The following is a 17,746-nucleotide window of genomic DNA, read 5'->3' on the forward strand; positions in this document are numbered from 1 at the left end:
TCACTGGTGGATTCAATTTGGAGTTTAATCGTAACTAATTACCCGGACATGATATGATACGTAAAACGCAACGCCAGCGCGAAAAGAAAATTATTCTTGCAGACGAGCAATTACACAGTGCATAACTTTAATTTCATTAACAATTCGCTCCAGTTCTGTGGAGAGCAGAGTTTGTTCTTGAACGGCTTGTAATGTGGGAGTTAAAGTGTTGGAATTGGTGGCAATCTCTGATAACCGAGCAGTATGTAGCTGTTTTATTTGGTTGTGAATTGCTTCGAGATAGCTATCCAGCGCTGGTAATGGTTGAGGTGGCTGTCCCTGCCCAAGGGCATCTGCTAAGTTTTCCAAAACTTGGACAATGGTATCGGCAAGTCGCTTGAGTTCAGTAAATTGGTACTCGCCGCTAAATTCCCGCAGATGTTCTGCCAAAGTTGTTACCGAACTGAAAAAGCCACGAATGTATGCCATCAGCGTCATTACAGGTTCGATTTCTCCCTGAATGTGACGAGGTTCGCTGAACAATCGTTGAGCGGCGGCGTTAGCGTTGACGTTTTCTAGCGCTGCTTGGTGGCGTAGCGTGTTAATAGAATCAGCAAATGCATTATGTTCTGGATGGAGATAGTTAGCTATTACTTGCTGAAAGTAAGCAAGATTAGCTCGAATTGTCTTTTCTAGTTGTGCAGGAAGTTGCTGTCGTTCCCAACGCGGGAAAAGCAAATAGCTACCAAGCAGTGCTAAGGCACCCCCAGCAAAGCTATCGAAGATCCGCAATACTCCAACCTGCCAGCCACCTGCACTAATAATGTTGAGTAACAAGATGATGGCGGGAGTGAGTAGTATGGTGAATATACTGTAGCTTAACGGTCGCACCGACATCGCAACAAACACAAGCACCAGGAAACAAACTGCACTCGCTAATGAATTCTTAACTAGTAAAACCAGAGCAATACCGATAATTCCACCCAAAATAGTGCCAATGACTCTTTGCACTGTTGTCTGTGACGTTCCACCAAAGTTGGGTTTAAGTGCAACTAAAGCTGTTAGCGTTATCCAGTAGCCTCTAGGTAGTTGGAATAGCTCGGCAAGTAATTCCGCAAGCGTTGTGATTAGTGCCAGACGCAACGCATGACGAAAGAGGACTGAATCAAAAGTGAAGTTATTTCGTAGCGTATCAATAATTGTAGAACGCTCTGGTTGGGCTGGTGGGGAAATATCTCGTTGGCTAATGCTGTTGCGCTGTTTTCCTTGGCTTAAATCTGTAACAATCTCTGCATCAGTATGAATTTGCTCTGCCAGCTTTGTCAGACTGGCTGTAATCTTCCCAAGGTTAACTAGATCGGAATATTCATCTGTCTGAGCATTGATTGTTTGATTGAGGACTTGAGAGCGTAGAACTTGCCTTTGGTGTTCTAGTGCTTCAATACTTCGATCCAGATCCCCTAAGTGAGGTGAGTTTTTTCCTTTGGCGATCGCTTCTGATAACATTTGCAAAGCAATTGCCGACTGTTGTATAACTTGCTGAATTTCTTGCTGTAACCGAGAAAATAGTTGATGTTCGGATGCGATCGCTAACAGTTCGTTCAGTGCTACAACAGAATTGACAATTTGATTTATATCCTCAATTAATACGAGTAACTGATTTCCCCGCAGGTTAGCTCCTTTTTGCCTAGTCCAGATAGTTGTCCAGACGCTACGGGCAGATGTCAAGTTCTGAATGAGTGTATCCTGAGCTTGCAAAAATTGCTGTTCCCACTGCTGACGATCTTTTGGATTTAATGCTCTGTGGCCTGCCAAGTCCACAAAATTGCTTAATGAGAGATAACAGTTAGCAACTATCTGCATTGCAGGTACATAAGGACGCACCACCCACAGTCCTAATGACAAGACAGTTGTCCATGTTCCACCAGCCAGACATAGCCCACAGTGTTGAATAAGAGTAGGCAAATTAGAAAATGCAGCGAATCTAGCCAGCGCAATCACAAACATGATCGAAGTAATCAAGCTGACAGATGCAGCCACGTTGCCATAGAGATTTGCTAAACCTGTGATAAATATTACCAAGAATGTGGTCGGGACAGCTAACCAGAGATAACTACTAACCAGACTTGCGATTAGGAACATCACAGTTACCCCAATCGTAGCTGCGATCATTGCAATCGCTCGCTGACGGTAGGCTCCGTCAACATTTACCATCCCAACGAACCAAGCTGCCATAGTGGCGATCGCACTTTCAGCAGCATGACCTGTAAGGATGCCAATTCCAATTGGAACACCCAGTATAAAAAGGCTACGCAATCCAGAGGAAAGGGCGGGCTTACCTGGCTGGAGTTGAAACTGCTGCAACAACCAACCCAAAGGACGTTTATCTGTAAATGACATTATGAGACTGGCGACTATAACAAAGCGCGATCGCTTCTTACAGCATTTTAGCCAGATATAACTGCGTGGAGGATGTCTGTAATATGTCTTTTGAGGTCATTCAGTTGTTTAATTTTTACTATCACTGGTGCATTTACTGAGAATGACTTCCAGCCCATTCTGTACTTGTTCAAGTTCTTGGCGCTTTTGGTAAATCCACATTTTTTCAGCTTCACGTTGTTCCAGAGTTTCGTTGTGAGCTTTTTCCTGCTGTTCGAGGAGATTTTCGTAAAGTGCGATCGCTTGTGCGATTACTCGACTAGCTGATTCAACTCGGCTATTAAAAACTGAGCCAACTATTTCATCTAATTTCTCAGAGAATTTATCTATAGATTCATCAAATTTTTCAAATCCTAGTTCAAAAATTTTTCCCTTTATTTGGTCTTTTAGTCCATCAAAATCTAGCATTCCTAAACCAAACGAACCCGCAATTGCAGCAGCTACACTTGCAACAATTACGGCAATAAAACCAAGTCCTGTAAATACAATTAATCCAGCAGCTAAAGCACCACCTATTCCAACACCACCGCCAAATCCTCCCATACCCATAAAGTCATCATTTATACCATTGATTGAAAGTTTAAGCTGTTGACTGAAATTTGTTTGTATATGTTCGTCAAGGCTTTGAAACTGACCTTGAATTGCATCTAGTTCATACGCAATACTAGTGTCTAAATAATTAATATTTTTTTGCAAAATTACATCTTTAAGTTTTGTATTTTCCCATTCATCTATTTCTTTTGACAAGTCTCTAATAAATTGATTTGTATAATCTCTAATGAGTTTGTCTTGGCTCCAAACAGGGCTATGTTCAGAATACCAGTGTTGACTTTTTTTAGCCATGCGATCGCCCAATCCTTCACGCCATTCATTCCAAGATTCAGCAGCTTGCTCAAATACTTTGTCTATCAATTGATCTGCCAACAGACGGATTCTGACATCGCGCCCACTGGCTTCTCCTATTTTTTCTAAAATTGTCTGCTTTTCTGTTTCAGAAATTTGAATTTTTCCATCTAAAGTACCATTCGATTTATATAGCCCATCTAAACCTTTTTCGATGACTCTATTTATTTGACTAATAGAGTGCTTAATTTTTACTATTCCACTATCAAACGTCAAAAACTTCTCAATAGACTGGGTAAAATTTTGGAAGGCTTTCAAATATTCATCTTCAGTTCCCTGCAAAATTGCATCCAACGCAGCTTGAGCAGAAATAAAATGAACGCGGTTTTCACCTACAACTATAGGATTTTGACCTTGTATAAATCTTTCTATCCTCTGTTTTACTTGCTCACGTCCTTTTTCACTACGCACTAAATCTATAAAGTTTCCTACTACAAAAAGATTGTTAGCAGGTTCATTTTCTTTCCCATGATTTAGTTGAGTTCTCACATCTTGGAGTAAGTCGCGTTCTACCTGAGTTAGAGAACGTGAAGCATTAGTTAAGAATATTACTGCATCCGTATCCTTCAGTAATTTTTGAGTAATAGCGGTGCGGTCAGGGTGTTCGTTTAATCCTGGAGAATCTACAATTTCTACCCCACTACTGCATAACTCTAAATCAGGATGCTCAAAAACAATTTCATCAATTTCATCATGTGCTAGTTCATCACTTAAACATCCAAGTGCTGCATCTTCTGAAATTGTTGCCTTTAATTGATATTGCTCAAAAGGAATTTCTTCTTCTCGTCCATCTTTATAACGACAGACTACCCGCTTTTGAATTCCATATTTTAAAACTGTTATCATACCACTACAAGGAATCTCTCTGGCAGGTTGAATTTCTTCACCTAGTAAGGCATTAAGTAAGGTTGATTTTCCTTGACTAAACTCGCCTAGCACTGATAGTCGAAAGCGCTGGGATTGTATTTTTTGAGATACTTTCCCTAACTCCTCTATTAAAGTGTGAGGCAAGAAGCCACGATTGGTACAGTCTTGGATTATATGAAATAGCTGATAACAACAATTGTCTACTTGTTTGCGATATTCCTGAAACTTTTTCAATTCTCCGTAAGATACATTTCTGTGCGGTTTGGTTATTTTGTGTTTTGGTTTAGCGGGTAGAGTGGCTAACATATCACTAGCAGCCTTAACAAATATAGTATCCAGTTCTTGAAAATGAGCAGGATTGAGTAAAAAATGTACTTCATCTAAAGCAATAGGCTCCACATTTTCTTGATGAGTAAAACCAGCTTCTAAAATTGCTAAATGTTGTGATTTAATGGCTAAGTGCTTGGCAACTATCTCCAAATATTTTTTCTCGTGGGGGTCAATTTGACCATCTGCTGCTGACATTTCATAGCCAAAACCAATCAACAAAAGCTTTTCTGACTCTGAAAGGGGAGCCGCTAATGCTAGTAAATTATTAACTTGCTTATAAACTTGATTTTCTTTGACTCCCTTAATCATCAAATGTGTCAACTTACGCACATCACTTTCTGGATTACTAAATCGATAAAGGGTTGTCAGTAAACGTTGCTTTTCTGACTCTGCTACTATGCCATCTACAAATATCACTCCCAGCAGCACCGTGACTAAATTTGCCAGAAATATCACAGGTGGCGTGAGATTCTTTTGAGTCAGTTTTTGTCCGGTAATCTGCGACAATAGCTCAACAGCCTGAGAGTTAACTAGTGAAGTATCCATAAATTATGTAAGGCGAGAGAGTTTTTCAGGCTTAGTATGCCCAGATTTAGACAAAATTAATTAATATACCGAATAAATACGGTTATCTTTACTTTTTTATACCAGTTAGGCTCAAGAAAATTAGCTTTTAGCAACCTAAAAATATGCTGTTTCAATTTGCGCCTGCAATTCAAGGTGGTATTGATGCTGGTAAATATCTACAAGTCTTTAGCAATGGAGTACCCTTAAGCATGGCTAGAGATACAGTTACCGGAAAGTTTGTAGGCCATGCTATTGGTGCTACTGTTAACAACAGCCCTTTATCTCCACTGATAGCAGCTTCTAATCTAGTCACGAGTGGGGCGCAGATGTATCAAACTCAGCAAGGCTTTACAGCAGTACTGAATGGATTGCAAACTATACAGACTAGCTTGGGTGTGCTGCAAGCAACTACAGCCTTGATTGGTGTAGGAACTGTAGCAGGTATAGCATTAACAGCAGTCAACCTGCATCAGACATTGAAATTAAGAAAAGAAGTAGAGCAAATGAGGCTAGAAGTCAAAAACGGTTTTATTGACTTGAAACAAGCCTTAAAAGACCAAGGAGTAGAAATTAGACAAATAATCGAACAAGTAGCCCAAGATATCAAATTTGAACAACATCGCACAGCTTTAGTGAGGGCGTATGGAGTGTTTATCCAGGCGATGAACCGCTTCCGTTCAGCGATGCAATTGCAAGATTTCAGCCGAAGAAACGCTGAGATTGATGACGTGAGGGGAATGTTATTTGCGGCTTTAGCAGATTACAGCAATCCGCATCTACTGGAAGAAACCTGTGCAGCAGGTCAACTACGCAGACTCGAATGCGCTTGGGCAATTGAACAGGCTATTGTTGCAACTTATCAAGTGCAGAATGAGGTTTCAGCAGTGAGCGATCGCCTGTCTCATCTCCAGGATAAAATCTGTCAAGATGCTCTCACTGTGATTCATCGCTGCGAATCACATGATGAGCTTGATTTTCTATTTCCCGAAATTATCCGCATTAAAAATCATGATTTAGTAGTATTGGATTCGTGGCAAAATCATGTTGATTGGATGCGATCGCTTCCTTCATCAGAATTAAAACTTTTAAGTAGCGCTGATTTTAATAGTCCAGATACTCACTACTCTACAATCAATTTAGCAGAACCGCCAGAACAATTAGTATATGAGAGTTTAACCGAAAAATCTCATTTCTATTCGCTTCGTGACCAGTTACTATTTATCTTCGAGCCTGAACTACGTCGAGAGTACGAATTTTATATTAGTCAAGAAGCTGTAATTACTGGTTATAAAACATTAGTTACATCTAATTTGCAGCAGGCATCAGACTTAACTGTTGCTAATCTTTATTACTACTTTAACATTAGAGATAAATCGAAAGATGAGACAGAAGTAGTTTCAGCTAACTAAAACGCCTACGGCAATTCTTGAAATAACTATTTTTTAAAGTCTGTGTAGGCAGACTTTATTTGTTGGTAGCTGCGATCGTCACACTTGTTAACAACTGACCTCTTAAAATTTATCAAGGTTGACACACGCAAACTAACATAAAATCAAAAAGAGAAGTCTGTAAGTCAGGCGATTAAACAATGGCGCATTTAGTGAAAATGACTTCCAGCCCATTCTGTACTTGCTCAAGTTCTTGGCGCTTTTGGTAAATCCACATCTTTTCAGCCTCACGTTGTTCCAGAGTTTCGTTGTGAGCCTTTTCCTGCTGTTCTAGGAGGTTTTCATAAAGTGCGATCGCCTCAAGATAGCAAATAGAAACAATACTCCCAAAAGTAAGAAAATCCAGCCCTTAATTTCTTACTTTTATTTGCCACAGCCGAGACTTATTAATGGTTTTGGAAGGCAATGCAGATTATCTTCAACTAGAATCAACTGAGCAGTCTACCTGAGTAAATTTAAAAAAATATTTATGACAAAATTTGCAGTTTACTTACATCCACATACTTGTTACACATCTAAGCCAAGTCATACAATTTCCTGGACAGGTTATTCATTTCCTTACTACAGTCAAGTCAGGCTGGAATTAGCAAAAATATTAACTAATTACCCAATCCTACCAGTACGAAAAGCCCATTTGGCTGATTATCTGCAAGTCCATACAAATATTTATCTGAAAAATCTAATTTTAAAAGCTTTAAATAAACATAGTGATATCGATAATTCGTTACCGAAAAATGGTGGCGAATGTGAAGGATTGGAATATTGTCTTCCTAGCTATTTGTACGGCTTGGGAGGATTGCTAGAAGCAATAGATAACATGAAAAAAGGTGTACTAGAGCGTGCTTACTGTTTTACCCTACCAGGACATCATGCACATAGAGATTGGGGGCATGGTTATTGTTTACTCAATCCGTTAGCAGCAGCAGCCAAATATGCTCAAACTCAAGGTTTTCAAAAAATGTACTAGAGTTAGCTAAAAAATCATCAATTCCAGTGATATCTACTCATGGAGGTGGCTACAAATTGCCTGTAACTGTATCGGCTGCATTTAGCCATGTAGAAATTTTAGCCAGCTATTAAATAATCTTTTATGAGTTGACAACAAAAACTTTTAAACACTGTTTGACTGTCTCAAGCACAGATAGAGAAAGACTGTCTAATTCATAACCACCCTCCAAACCGAAAAGGATTCGCGGTGTAATCTTGAAACAATAATCAGTCAGTATGGCGTAATCTTGGGGCTGTAAACACGTTGTTTGTCCGTCTCTAACCTAGTTCCAAACTTGTCACAGCAAAGACGCGATTAATAGGTAAACTAGGAATTTCTTTAGTGTACATCCGAGCGGTTTGAGAGACTGGCTGCAATTGGTAACGTTGAACTAGGTTAATCGCTTGTACATTTGTATCCGGCACATCAAGAAACACTGGAGCATGAGGATTTTCTGCAAGCAATGCTTGAAATAATGCTTCAGCAATTTCTTCGTCATTAGCAAACAGTGGCCCAATCCGAAAACCTGTATAAGCAGACCGGATAACTCCGTAACCAACAAGATATCCATTTTTGAGAAACCCGAAAGCAGCACTTTCTGGCTGTTCAATCCAATGTCGCAGAAACACTGAACGCTTAGAAGGAAAAAGTTGGCAATCGTAAGCTACCAATTCTTCAAAAGGCACTGTTTTCAGTTCGACGATACCAGCAGGCACAACACCGCCGCCCACCCCTTGATAACGAATATGGTTATAAGCGATTTGGAAGCCAGACTTTTTGTAATTATCTTGTTGAGCTAGTACACCATCCAAAGCGATGTTACGGTCAGTACCTAGATAGTCAATTGCTGTCTTCCAAATTTTTATACCGAACCCCTGCCCACGAAATTGGGGTTTCACAACGTAAAAAGCTATAATACTGAAGTGTTGATCGTAAGCAACAGCAGAAATGCACCCTACCGGCTCACCATTCAACTTGCCCAAGAAAAAACCGTTCTTGTCAGTTTGATAAAAAGATTCAGCATCATACCTTCCTGGATTCCAACCTTCGCTTGCTGACCAAGTAATCGCCAAATCAATTTCCGACCTGTTCATTTTGCGGACGATGAAGTTGTCAGGGATCATAATATCTTCTTACTATCAGGCTGTTAACTATTTAACTTCGCTTTCGCAAACCCAGCAATAACTCTTAATATTTTTATACTCATTCGTACAATTACATTCGTTCGAATATAAAATCACTCGAATACTACTGTTCGATTTCCATATACTAAGACACGATTTTGTAAATGCGATCGCACCGCTCTTGCTAATACAATTCTCTCCAAATCTTTGCCTTTTCTCACCAAATCATCAACTTCATCACGGTGACTGACTCGCACTACATCCTGTTCAATAATTGGGCCTGCATCTAAATCAGCAGTGGCATAATGCGCCGTTGCACCAATAATTTTTACACCACGTTCAAAAGCTCGGTGATAAGGGTTGGCTCCAATAAAAGCTGGTAAAAATGAATGATGTATATTAATAATTTGCGGAAATTGACTAATAAAATCTGCACTAATAATCTGCATATATTTCGCCAATACAACTAAATCTATTTTGTATTTACAAAGTAATTCTAGTTGTTGGGCTTCTTGTTCTGATTTATTATCTTTAGTGATAGGAATGTGTTGGAAGTCAATATTAAATTGTTCTGCTACTACTTTTAAATTAGAATGGTTACTAATAATTAAAGGAATTTCAGCCACAAATTCTTTGGCGCGTTGTCGCCAAATTAAATCAAATAGACAATGGTCTTGCCGACTTACCCAAATAGCAATGCGTGGTACTGTATCAGAAAAACGTATTTCCCACTTAGCGCCTAAAGGTTGAGCAATTGCATTAAAAGCCGGGGCAATAAATTCTCGCGGTAAATTGAACCCCTCCAACTGCCATTCAATGCGCGTAAGGAATAACCCAGCAGCAAAATCTGTGTGCTGATCTGCATGGATGATATTACCACCATTGGAATAGATGAAATTGGCAAATTTTGCCACCAATCCTCGTTGATCGGGGCAGGAAATCAGCAATGTTGCTGTCGGATTTGTCATAATAATATCGCCAGATTTGAAATTAATTATTTGCTGTTTGTCGGACTCGGATTGGGAATGGTGAGCGAAGGAAGTTTCTGACTATTATCTACAGGTTGTTTCCACTCTGATAGTTCCCGATTCACGGCATTTGCAAAATCTGTAGATACCAACAGCACATTTATATTACCATCAGGTTTTGCAGCAGGGTCAGCTTGAGCATACAAGAAACGACTGTTAAAGTTAGATTTACCTAAAATTAACTGATGGCTATGTTGGTTTTTCAGGGTGATATTGATGATAGCTTGGGGTGGATCTAAGGTAAATTCTCCAAGCTGTTTTACTGGAGTTGATAAAGTGCTATCGCTATTACCCTTGACCAACAAATCGATTAAATAAGAAACAATAGCATCATTTGCTGGCCCAGATATCGGAGATTTGATTAACCACTTGGGGTTACTAGAAGATTCAGGGCTACGTTCCAGATTCAGGGTGAGTTTTTTTGTCTTGACTGTTAAAGACTGCACATCATCTTCTGCAAAAGAGAAAATTTTCTGCTTTTGCTCTTTTGTTTCTTCTCGCACAGTTGCACCCCGAATTTCATAGAAGTAAACAAAACCACCTAAACCCAGCGCTAGCAGTATCAAAATTAAAGTCGTTCGTGGCAATTTCATTTTTTAGTCATTTGTCATTTGTCATTTGTCATTGGAATTGAGGGGGAATTCTTCACTCTACCGTCGTTTCCACCAAATAATAACTGCGATCGCAAACCCAATTAAGGGTAAAACCAACAGAGATGACAATATTAAAAGATTACCTTGTGTGGTTGTCAGGGTTATCCGCCGGTTTTTCGGTTCTTTGGGACGAATGGAAAGGGGTTGCTCATCCTGTTGACTCAGCCAAGTAACTGAGTTGAGGAATACATCTCCATTTAATTGCTGTTGAAATAAACCATCGGTGGCGAAATTGGAATTTCCTAAAACTACTAACCGTGACTCAGTGGCTGTTTGAGATGAGGCAGCAGGGGCAGGAGCGGGGGGGGCAGGGGGAGTGGGGGAAGCCTTGCTTTGAGTCGTTGGTGATGGTAAGGGTAAGGCTTGCGGAGTCTTGGGGGAAGGGGAAGCAGTAGGGCTAGTCTTGCTTTGAGTGCTTGGTGATGGTAGGGGTGAAGGTGTAGGTGAAGCTTGGGGAGTGGAAGTAGATTTGGGTGTTTGTTTTCTTGTTAAGGCAACGCCTAAGGTTAAAGGCCCTTTCAAGTCTTTATCTGCATTAAACTCTAATTTTTCGCTTTGGAGATCGCTTTCTGCCCAACTGTTGGGGTAGGGTTTGGTTCGTAACAGTGGAGTAGCCTGAACACCAGGCACAGAGGTAATTTCCAGTGGTCGTGCAACTGGATAAAAAGAATTACCGTTACTGAAATCTTTGGTAATTGGATGTTGTCCGTATTCCGTTACTAAGGGCGCAGCAGGGCCAAGTCCCACAACGCTTTCTCCAGAAACATCGACTGCTAAACGATTATCCAGACGAACACCCCACTCTTGTAGCAAACTGTTAAGTTTGGGATCGGTATTAGGATCGATCATCAGCAGTAAATTACCACCGCGATTAAGGTAGTCTTGCAAAGCTTTGACTTCACCTTCAAATAGTCCTCGCTTGGGGCCAGCTACTATTACGACAGCCGCATCTTGAGGAACTTTGGAAGTTTCTCCTAAATTCAAGGATGATGTTGTGAAATTTTTCTCGCCTAATCCCTGAACTGCTTGTGATATTGCATCTTTACCAGGCGAAAGTTGGCGTTCGCCATGACCTTGCAGTAAGTAAACTTCGGCTGTGGTTGAATTTGTTAGTTGTTGCAGGCGACTAGTTAATCTGATTTCTGACAAGCGCTCATTTTCATTTACTGTTTGTACTAATTGCCGTTTATCGCCAGATTCTAAATGAACTTCTCCATAATCTTTAACGCCAAACTTTTCTGCAAGTCCTGGTCTAGCTTGGGGATCGATATACTCGTATTTAAATTTTGAGCTTTGGCGTTGATAATTTTCTAGTAATTCTCGGTCTTGGGGATTTTGGTTAATATCAAACACCCACACTTTAACAGGCTGTGGCAAAACCTTTACTAATTCACGTGACTGGGGTGCAAGGGTAAATAATTGAGCCTCTGTTAAGTCTGCCCGTAAGTGATAGCGAGTTCCCAAAAAGTTAATCAATCCCAAAATTGCTAATATTGCCAGAGTTGCCACTAGGGCATTAGTCCCGGCTTGGGTAGAACGACGGTTCCACCAGTTACTCTGGTAGCTTTGCCATATTATCCCCAACCCACTGATAACAATTCCCGCAATTAGAAATACTAATGGAATTAATCCCCACTGTTCAGAGACTAACCCAACTGTTAAGCCGACAGTAATTAGGAACGGGCCCAACCAAAACAGATATTTCCACAGTTTCTTTTTTGCAACTATCTTCATATTTGTCATTTGTCATTTGTCATTGGTCATTGGTCATTGGTCATTTGTTATTTGTCGTTGGTCATTGGTCATTTATTATTTGTCGTTGGTCATATATCACAAATTAGTGACAAGTAATAAATATATGCACGAAAATTGATTTATTAAATAAAAATTAGCAAGACAACTGAATCAATGGCAACAAAGCGGTTTCAAGAATTACAGGTGTATCAATTATCAGAACAATTAGCAGATGACATTTGGAAAATTGTTGAAGGATGGAACTTTTTTGCAAAAGATACGATTGGTAAACAGATTGTCCGTTCGGTAGATAGTATCGGCGCCAATATAGCAGAAGGTGTAGTCAGAGGTAGTTTTCAAGAAAATAGACGTTTTATCAAAATAGCTAAAGGTTCTTTGAATGAAACTCAACATTGGTTAAGACGGGCTTACACTCGTAACTTATTAACTACCGAGCAGATAAATGCAATCAAAACAATTATTAACGAACTATAGGACTCATATTTGATTTTTGAAAAAAACTCAGTACACCTTTATTCCTTCTTCCCAGTCCCCAGTCCCCAGTCCCCAGTCTCTACGAGTAATTCAGGAATCAAATCGTATTGCTATAGCACCTAAATTAAACTCCTACCTAAACTCAATTGGCAATGTACCAGATGACCAAGGACAAATGACAAATGACCAATGACAAATGACTATTGCCTTTGAAAACGCAGTGCATCAATTGATTGAGCTGTGAGAAAGATTCCCAAAAAAATGTAACTGGCGAATAAAATCAAGGCAGTAGTATCAAAAATGCCTTGAATTAAGGTGTTGTAATGTTTCAGCAACGACAGATAACCTAAAGCTTCGCCTACGGGGCCAGGGACAATTTTGGCGATTAAATCAATCAATAACAATAATAAGATTACTGCAAAGGTAAGAACGGCTGATAGAATTGTGCTGTCTGTTAATGAGGAAATAAACATTCCTACAGATAAAATTGCCGCTGCTAGTAAGATTAATCCAAAATGACCGAGCAAGGGAATTGAGGGTGTCATTGGTGGATTTGAGCCGCTGATGGCGATCGCTTCCAACACTAGCATGGGTACAATTATTGCGATAAAAAATGTGATCACACCTAATAATTTACCTACAGCTACCGCCCAATTGGTGATTGGTGAGGTGGCTAATAGTTCTAAAGTGCCCCGCTTCCGTTCTTCGGCATAGAGTCCCATCGAAAGTATGGGCAGAATAAACAACAATAGCCATCCCATGCGATCCAAAAATGCCCGAATAAATTCGTAGGGGACATCTATAGGTGGTACTGGTACTCCCAGCTGTTGCCCTTGTGCATCTATTGCCGCAACTCCTACTAAAATGCCATCTGGTCCTAGCAAAATCATCACGAAGAATAACCCCGCGAGGAACCAAAATATGCCTGCGATCGCATAAGCTAAAGGCGATACAAAATAACTCTGTAACTCTCGGCGATAAATGGCAATAATATTACTCAGCACTATACCCATTTACGCTGCTTCTCCTTCGTTGTTTGCTGCTAAATCTACCTCAGGATCGAAATTCTTTTCTTCTGTGGTCAGTTGCAAGAATACATCTTCTAAGGTAGCGTTAACCCGCCGCAGTTCGTGTAAACCGAATCCTGCACGCACTAATGTTGTGGCAATATCGCGTCCTGGTTCTTTTCCCGGTTGCGATATCACCCGCAGGTAAGCGCGATTTGCCTGGGGTTGATGGCTATGTATTCCGGCTGTGGGAATTGATTCTACCAAACTCACACCCGCGACTTTTTGCAATACCTGTTTCGCTAGGGCAGCTTCTCCTTCTATTTCTAATTCATACCCTGAGCCACCTGTCAACTGAGTCATCAGGTTTTCTGGTGTATTAGTTGCCACTACTTTTCCGCGATTGATAATGGCGACGCGGCTACAAGTCATACTCACTTCTGGCAGAATGTGCGTGGAAAGAATAATTGTGTGAGTACCAGCAAGACTTTTAATTAAATTTCGCACTTCAATTATTTGTCGGGGATCGAGTCCGACGGTGGGTTCATCAAGAATGATTGCTGGGGGATCGTGGACGATCGCTTGAGCAATTCCTACACGTTGGCGATATCCTTTTGAGAGTTTGCGAATAATTACCCGCCGCTTATCTTCTAAGTTGCAGCGTTCGATGGCGGCTGTTACCTTGTTGGGGCGATCGCCTCCTGGAACTCCCTTAATTCGGGCGACAAAATGCAAAAATCCCTCCACCGTCATATCTGGATATAACGGCGGTGTTTCCGGTAAATAACCAATCCGTTGGCGCACAGCCAGAGAATTTTCATGGACATCATAACCAGCAATCCGGGCATTTCCATTAGTTGCCGGTAAATAACCAGCCAGAATCCTCATGGTTGTGGTTTTTCCAGCGCCATTGGGACCCAACAACCCTAAAATCTCCCCAGGTTCGACGCTAAAGGTGACATCAGTAATCGCTGGGGTAGAGCCGTATATTTTACTCAGATGTTCAACTTCAATCATCCGTATAGTGGCGATCGCAATTTATAATATACCCAACAATCTTAGATCGCAATATTGGGTATGGGGGACTGGCACTAAGATTAGCTGACAAAGGGTAAAGTTCCTGAAAAATCTCTTTGTGTCAAAATAATTGATAATTCCTAATTGAGTATGTATATAAAATTAAAAGAACTAATTGCATCAGTTCTATTAATTAGTTTTCTTCTTGGTTGTACAGATTGTGAGGCTAAAAGAACTGCAAATCTCAATCACATAAAGCAGTTGCTGACAACTAAAAAATGTCCCAAGTGTGATTTAGGTGGTGCAGATTTAAGCAATACGAATTTAGCAGAAGCTGACTTGCGTCAAGCGGAACTCACAGATGCTAAATTAAATGGTGCAAATTTACGAGGTGCTGATTTACGCCAAGCAGAGATGCGATGGACTGATAAATCTGAAGATGATCGTGGAGAATCTGGATTTTCAGAAATTGGTGATATTGATTTTAGTTGTAATGCAGACTATAAAGTTTCGTTAGAGAAAGTTAACTTACAATCAGCTAACTTTTCTGATACTAATCTTTCTGGCTTATCTATTTATGATAGTAATCTTCGTGCTGCAAATTTAAGTAGTGCTAACTTAAAAAGTACGTTCCTTGCAAATGTAGATTTAGTAGGAGCAAATCTCAACAACGCTAATTTATCTTACGTCACCTTTGGGGATGTCAATCTTCAATCAGCAAACTTACAAAATGCTAATTTGTCTCATGTCAGCTTTCATAGTGTTAATCTTCAATCAGCAAACTTACAAAATGCTGATTTAACCTATAGTGAATTAACGTTCTCAGACTTAAGATATATAGATTTGAGTAGTGCTAGATTAAATGTTGCAGAATTACATGGAGTAGATTTAAGAGGTGCTAACCTCTATGATGTTGACTTGACTCAAAGTAATGTAGATAGAACAGATTTTCGTCATGCTAAAAATCTGACGACTGAGCAGATTAAATTAGCACAAAATTGGGAAGAAGCGGTATATGACGAAGAATTTCGCGCCAAATTAGGACTACCTGCTTGCAAGTCTAGGTTAGGAGAGTATTTAGAGCGACCTTTTATTTTTAGTAAAATTAAGAAAGGATGTTTTCAAAATTAATCACCTAAATTTTGGATAATCCATAAAAATAGTCAAGTGAAGCAATAGACTTTTAGCCCTGCTTAAAGGGGGGTTGAAGGGATCTAAGACTTTGAAAACACGCCCCAGCGCTCTAAAAGGCAAAAGTAGTGCGAAATGCGCCTACAATTGCTGTGTCGTTAGCACTAAAGCCTTCGGGACTGAAGATGAAATAGACACCAGGGGTAATGGAGATATTGTCATTGACCCGATAGTTATAAAACGTTTCTAAATGGTAGGGAGTCGTGTCTTCTGGACGAGAAGCAATTCCCGCTACAGATTGTCGATAAAGCGGCTGTCCAAAAATGACGGCGGCGGTGTTTCCTTCATGAAATATATCTTTAAAATGCAACCCAGCCGACCAGCTACTAAAGGTTGTAGAGGCATCTACATTCAAGAGATTAGCAAAAAGCAACGCACCTGATAGTGACAAAGATGTTTTCGGCGCAAACCGCCACGTTACCGTTGCACCCACAGAATTTACATTGATTGGCTCATCAAGAGTTGCTAGTGTAGCGTCACCACCAAACCTCGCTAGTTGTGCTGCATTGGGAGTAAATCGAATAGAAGCAATATCAGCGCTACCCAAGCCTGTACCTAGAATATTGATTGTGTGGTAGCTGTGTGCATAGTTGATGCCGATATCAATAGTTGAGATTGGTTTGAGGGTTAGTTGTGCAGCAATTGCTTGTGTACCGTTAAAGAAACCTCCTCCCAAAGGTGTGTTCAAAAGTCCGCGATCTTCTGGTATTGAAGCTGAACCACTACCATAGATAACTCCGAGTCCTACTTGTTTTGAAGGATTCCACAAGAAACCAGCACCCGCTAATAAACCCGTACCAGAAGTACCTCCTGTGATTCTAACGGCAGCGTTGTAACCTGCAAATCGAGAGATTGCACCTTGACTATCGCTAGCGTAGGGAGTGATAGCAGGAAAAACATCTGTAATCTCTGCATTTGTTCCACCAAAAACAACGAATTTCTGAGACAACGGTAAGACATAGGCTAGCTTGTAAAGACTAACTGAGTTTGCTCCGCCGTCAGGTTGCAGTGTCTGGGGGTTAAAACCAGAAAATTGAGGTTCAAAACTTAACTTGGTTGAGCCTGCGCCAAAAAAACTTGAATTCGGCAGTATTTGGCCTTGAATGGTTCCTCTTTCATAAAATGAACCTGTCGATCTAAAGTTGTAAGCTTGAAGTCCAACAATGAACAAATCACTGCCGTTAAAGCTGCTGGTAAGATTCAGCCTGACGCGATTATTGAAGGCTAATTTAGCATCTTGGCTACCTGGTTCTCCACCTGTCGCTGTGGACAAAGAAAAAATCGCTTCGCCATTAAGTTTAGTTGTGGTAGAAAACTGTTGCTTTTCTAAGGTAGCTGTGTGAGTTTCTAAGGCATCTACTCGACCGCGTAGTGTTGCAAGTTCAGATGCAAATTGTTCTTGAAGTTTTTGGAGAGTAGTTAAATCTTCTTTCTTAACTAAATCACCAGTGCTAGTAGCAATCAGTTCGTTGATTCTATCCAAGCAAGCATTCAAGCCAGCAGCAAATTCATAACGGCTTAAGGCACGATTTCCTTTGTAAGTACTGTCAGGATATCCCACAATGCAACCGTAACGCTCCACTACCGATTGCAGTGCTTGAAATGCCCAATCTGTTGTTTTAACATCAGATAATTGAGATACTGAATTTACTTGAGCGATCGCATTAGATTCTAAAGAATTAAAATTAGTTGAAAAAATGCTACTGTTGTCTTTGTCTGTGCTATCAAAATTGTTTACAGGATTGTCAGCAGTTAGTTGAGCCGTTGCAGGAGATGCACCCAGTGAAATAAAAGCAGTAAGTAAGCACAGCCAAGTAACTCTTTTCGCACAGATTAACTTGTAGTAATTCACAGTCATTCCTCACACACAAAATAAAACACCACTGTTTTTTGCGAATACTAATTATTCACAAGCTAAAGCTAACTTGCCAAAGCAAGCTCTCAATAATTAAATACTCTTTTTGTTGAGAGTTTGC

General features: G+C 40.3%; 14 protein-coding genes and 1 pseudogene. 5 read left to right on the forward strand and 10 right to left on the reverse strand.

The features are described 5' to 3' along the window. Positions 1–90 precede the first annotated feature (90 nt). Both HWQ58_RS37075 and HWQ58_RS37080 read right to left on the reverse strand, forming a co-directional pair. On the reverse strand, positions 91–2,379 hold the full coding sequence (locus tag HWQ58_RS37075) for an FUSC family protein (RefSeq protein WP_292873642.1): 2,289 nt from the start codon (positions 2,377–2,379) through the stop codon (positions 91–93). Between the two features lie 108 nt (positions 2,380–2,487). Next, a complete protein-coding gene (locus HWQ58_RS37080; RefSeq protein ID WP_292873644.1) occupies positions 2,488–5,064 on the reverse strand; it encodes a dynamin family protein in 2,577 nt (858 codons plus the stop codon). A gap of 143 nt (positions 5,065–5,207) precedes the next feature. Here HWQ58_RS37080 and HWQ58_RS37085 point away from each other — a divergent pair, with 143 nt between their 5' ends. Further along, positions 5,208–6,494: a hypothetical protein gene (locus HWQ58_RS37085; protein ID WP_292873646.1), complete on the forward strand. Its 1,287-nt coding sequence runs from the start codon at positions 5,208–5,210 to the stop codon at positions 6,492–6,494. A gap of 508 nt (positions 6,495–7,002) precedes the next feature. Beyond that, the gene (locus tag HWQ58_RS37090; RefSeq protein ID WP_292873648.1) at positions 7,003–7,500 is read left to right on the forward strand and encodes a hypothetical protein; all 498 of its coding nucleotides are present in this window, start codon (positions 7,003–7,005) and stop codon (positions 7,498–7,500) included. A 121-nt stretch (positions 7,501–7,621) separates the two neighbouring features. Here HWQ58_RS37090 and HWQ58_RS37095 read toward each other — a convergent pair. From HWQ58_RS37095 to HWQ58_RS37115, 5 genes and pseudogenes are all read right to left on the reverse strand, one after another. Then, positions 7,622–7,780: pseudogene (locus tag HWQ58_RS37095) on the reverse strand (histone deacetylase); the annotation flags it as partial. A gap of 19 nt (positions 7,781–7,799) precedes the next feature. Then, positions 7,800–8,645, reverse strand: coding sequence for a GNAT family N-acetyltransferase (locus HWQ58_RS37100; RefSeq protein WP_292873650.1), 846 nt, complete (start codon positions 8,643–8,645; stop codon positions 7,800–7,802). A gap of 113 nt (positions 8,646–8,758) precedes the next feature. Next, positions 8,759–9,613: a formyltetrahydrofolate deformylase gene (gene purU / locus HWQ58_RS37105; RefSeq protein ID WP_292873652.1), complete on the reverse strand. Its 855-nt coding sequence runs from the start codon at positions 9,611–9,613 to the stop codon at positions 8,759–8,761. A gap of 26 nt (positions 9,614–9,639) precedes the next feature. Further along, positions 9,640–10,266 (reverse strand): DUF4340 domain-containing protein, encoded by a 627-nt coding sequence (locus HWQ58_RS37110; protein ID WP_292873654.1) that lies wholly within the window; start codon positions 10,264–10,266, stop codon positions 9,640–9,642. 57 nt (positions 10,267–10,323) lie between these two features. After that, positions 10,324–12,060 (reverse strand): Gldg family protein, encoded by a 1,737-nt coding sequence (locus HWQ58_RS37115; protein WP_292873752.1) that lies wholly within the window; start codon positions 12,058–12,060, stop codon positions 10,324–10,326. Between the two features lie 174 nt (positions 12,061–12,234). On the opposite strand from HWQ58_RS37115, the gene HWQ58_RS37120 reads away from it, so the two are divergent. Further along, positions 12,235–12,555: a four helix bundle protein gene (locus tag HWQ58_RS37120; RefSeq protein ID WP_292873656.1), complete on the forward strand. Its 321-nt coding sequence runs from the start codon at positions 12,235–12,237 to the stop codon at positions 12,553–12,555. 16 nt (positions 12,556–12,571) lie between these two features. Beyond that, entirely contained in the window at positions 12,572–12,748 is a 177-nt protein-coding gene (locus HWQ58_RS37125) for a hypothetical protein (protein WP_292873658.1), read from the forward strand. 7 nt (positions 12,749–12,755) lie between these two features. On the opposite strand, the gene HWQ58_RS37130 is transcribed toward HWQ58_RS37125, so the two are convergent. Both HWQ58_RS37130 and HWQ58_RS37135 read right to left on the reverse strand, forming a co-directional pair. Further along, positions 12,756–13,568 (reverse strand): ABC transporter permease, encoded by an 813-nt coding sequence (locus HWQ58_RS37130; RefSeq protein ID WP_292873660.1) that lies wholly within the window; start codon positions 13,566–13,568, stop codon positions 12,756–12,758. Beyond that, a complete protein-coding gene (locus HWQ58_RS37135; protein ID WP_292873662.1) occupies positions 13,569–14,579 on the reverse strand; it encodes an ABC transporter ATP-binding protein in 1,011 nt (336 codons plus the stop codon). It abuts the gene before it with no gap. A 261-nt stretch (positions 14,580–14,840) separates the two neighbouring features. Here HWQ58_RS37135 and HWQ58_RS37140 point away from each other — a divergent pair, with 261 nt between their 5' ends. Then, on the forward strand, positions 14,841–15,710 hold the full coding sequence (locus HWQ58_RS37140; RefSeq protein WP_292873664.1) for a pentapeptide repeat-containing protein: 870 nt from the start codon (positions 14,841–14,843) through the stop codon (positions 15,708–15,710). Positions 15,711–15,822: 112 nt separating this feature from the next. On the opposite strand, the gene HWQ58_RS37145 is transcribed toward HWQ58_RS37140, so the two are convergent. After that, positions 15,823–17,622, reverse strand: a complete 1,800-nt coding sequence (locus HWQ58_RS37145) for an iron uptake porin (RefSeq protein ID WP_292873666.1) — start codon at positions 17,620–17,622, stop codon at positions 15,823–15,825. Between the last annotated feature and the right edge of the window lie 124 nt (positions 17,623–17,746).

This window comes from Nostoc sp. LPT (assembly GCF_017115165.1).
GTDB lineage: Bacteria > Cyanobacteriota > Cyanobacteriia > Cyanobacteriales > Nostocaceae > Nostoc.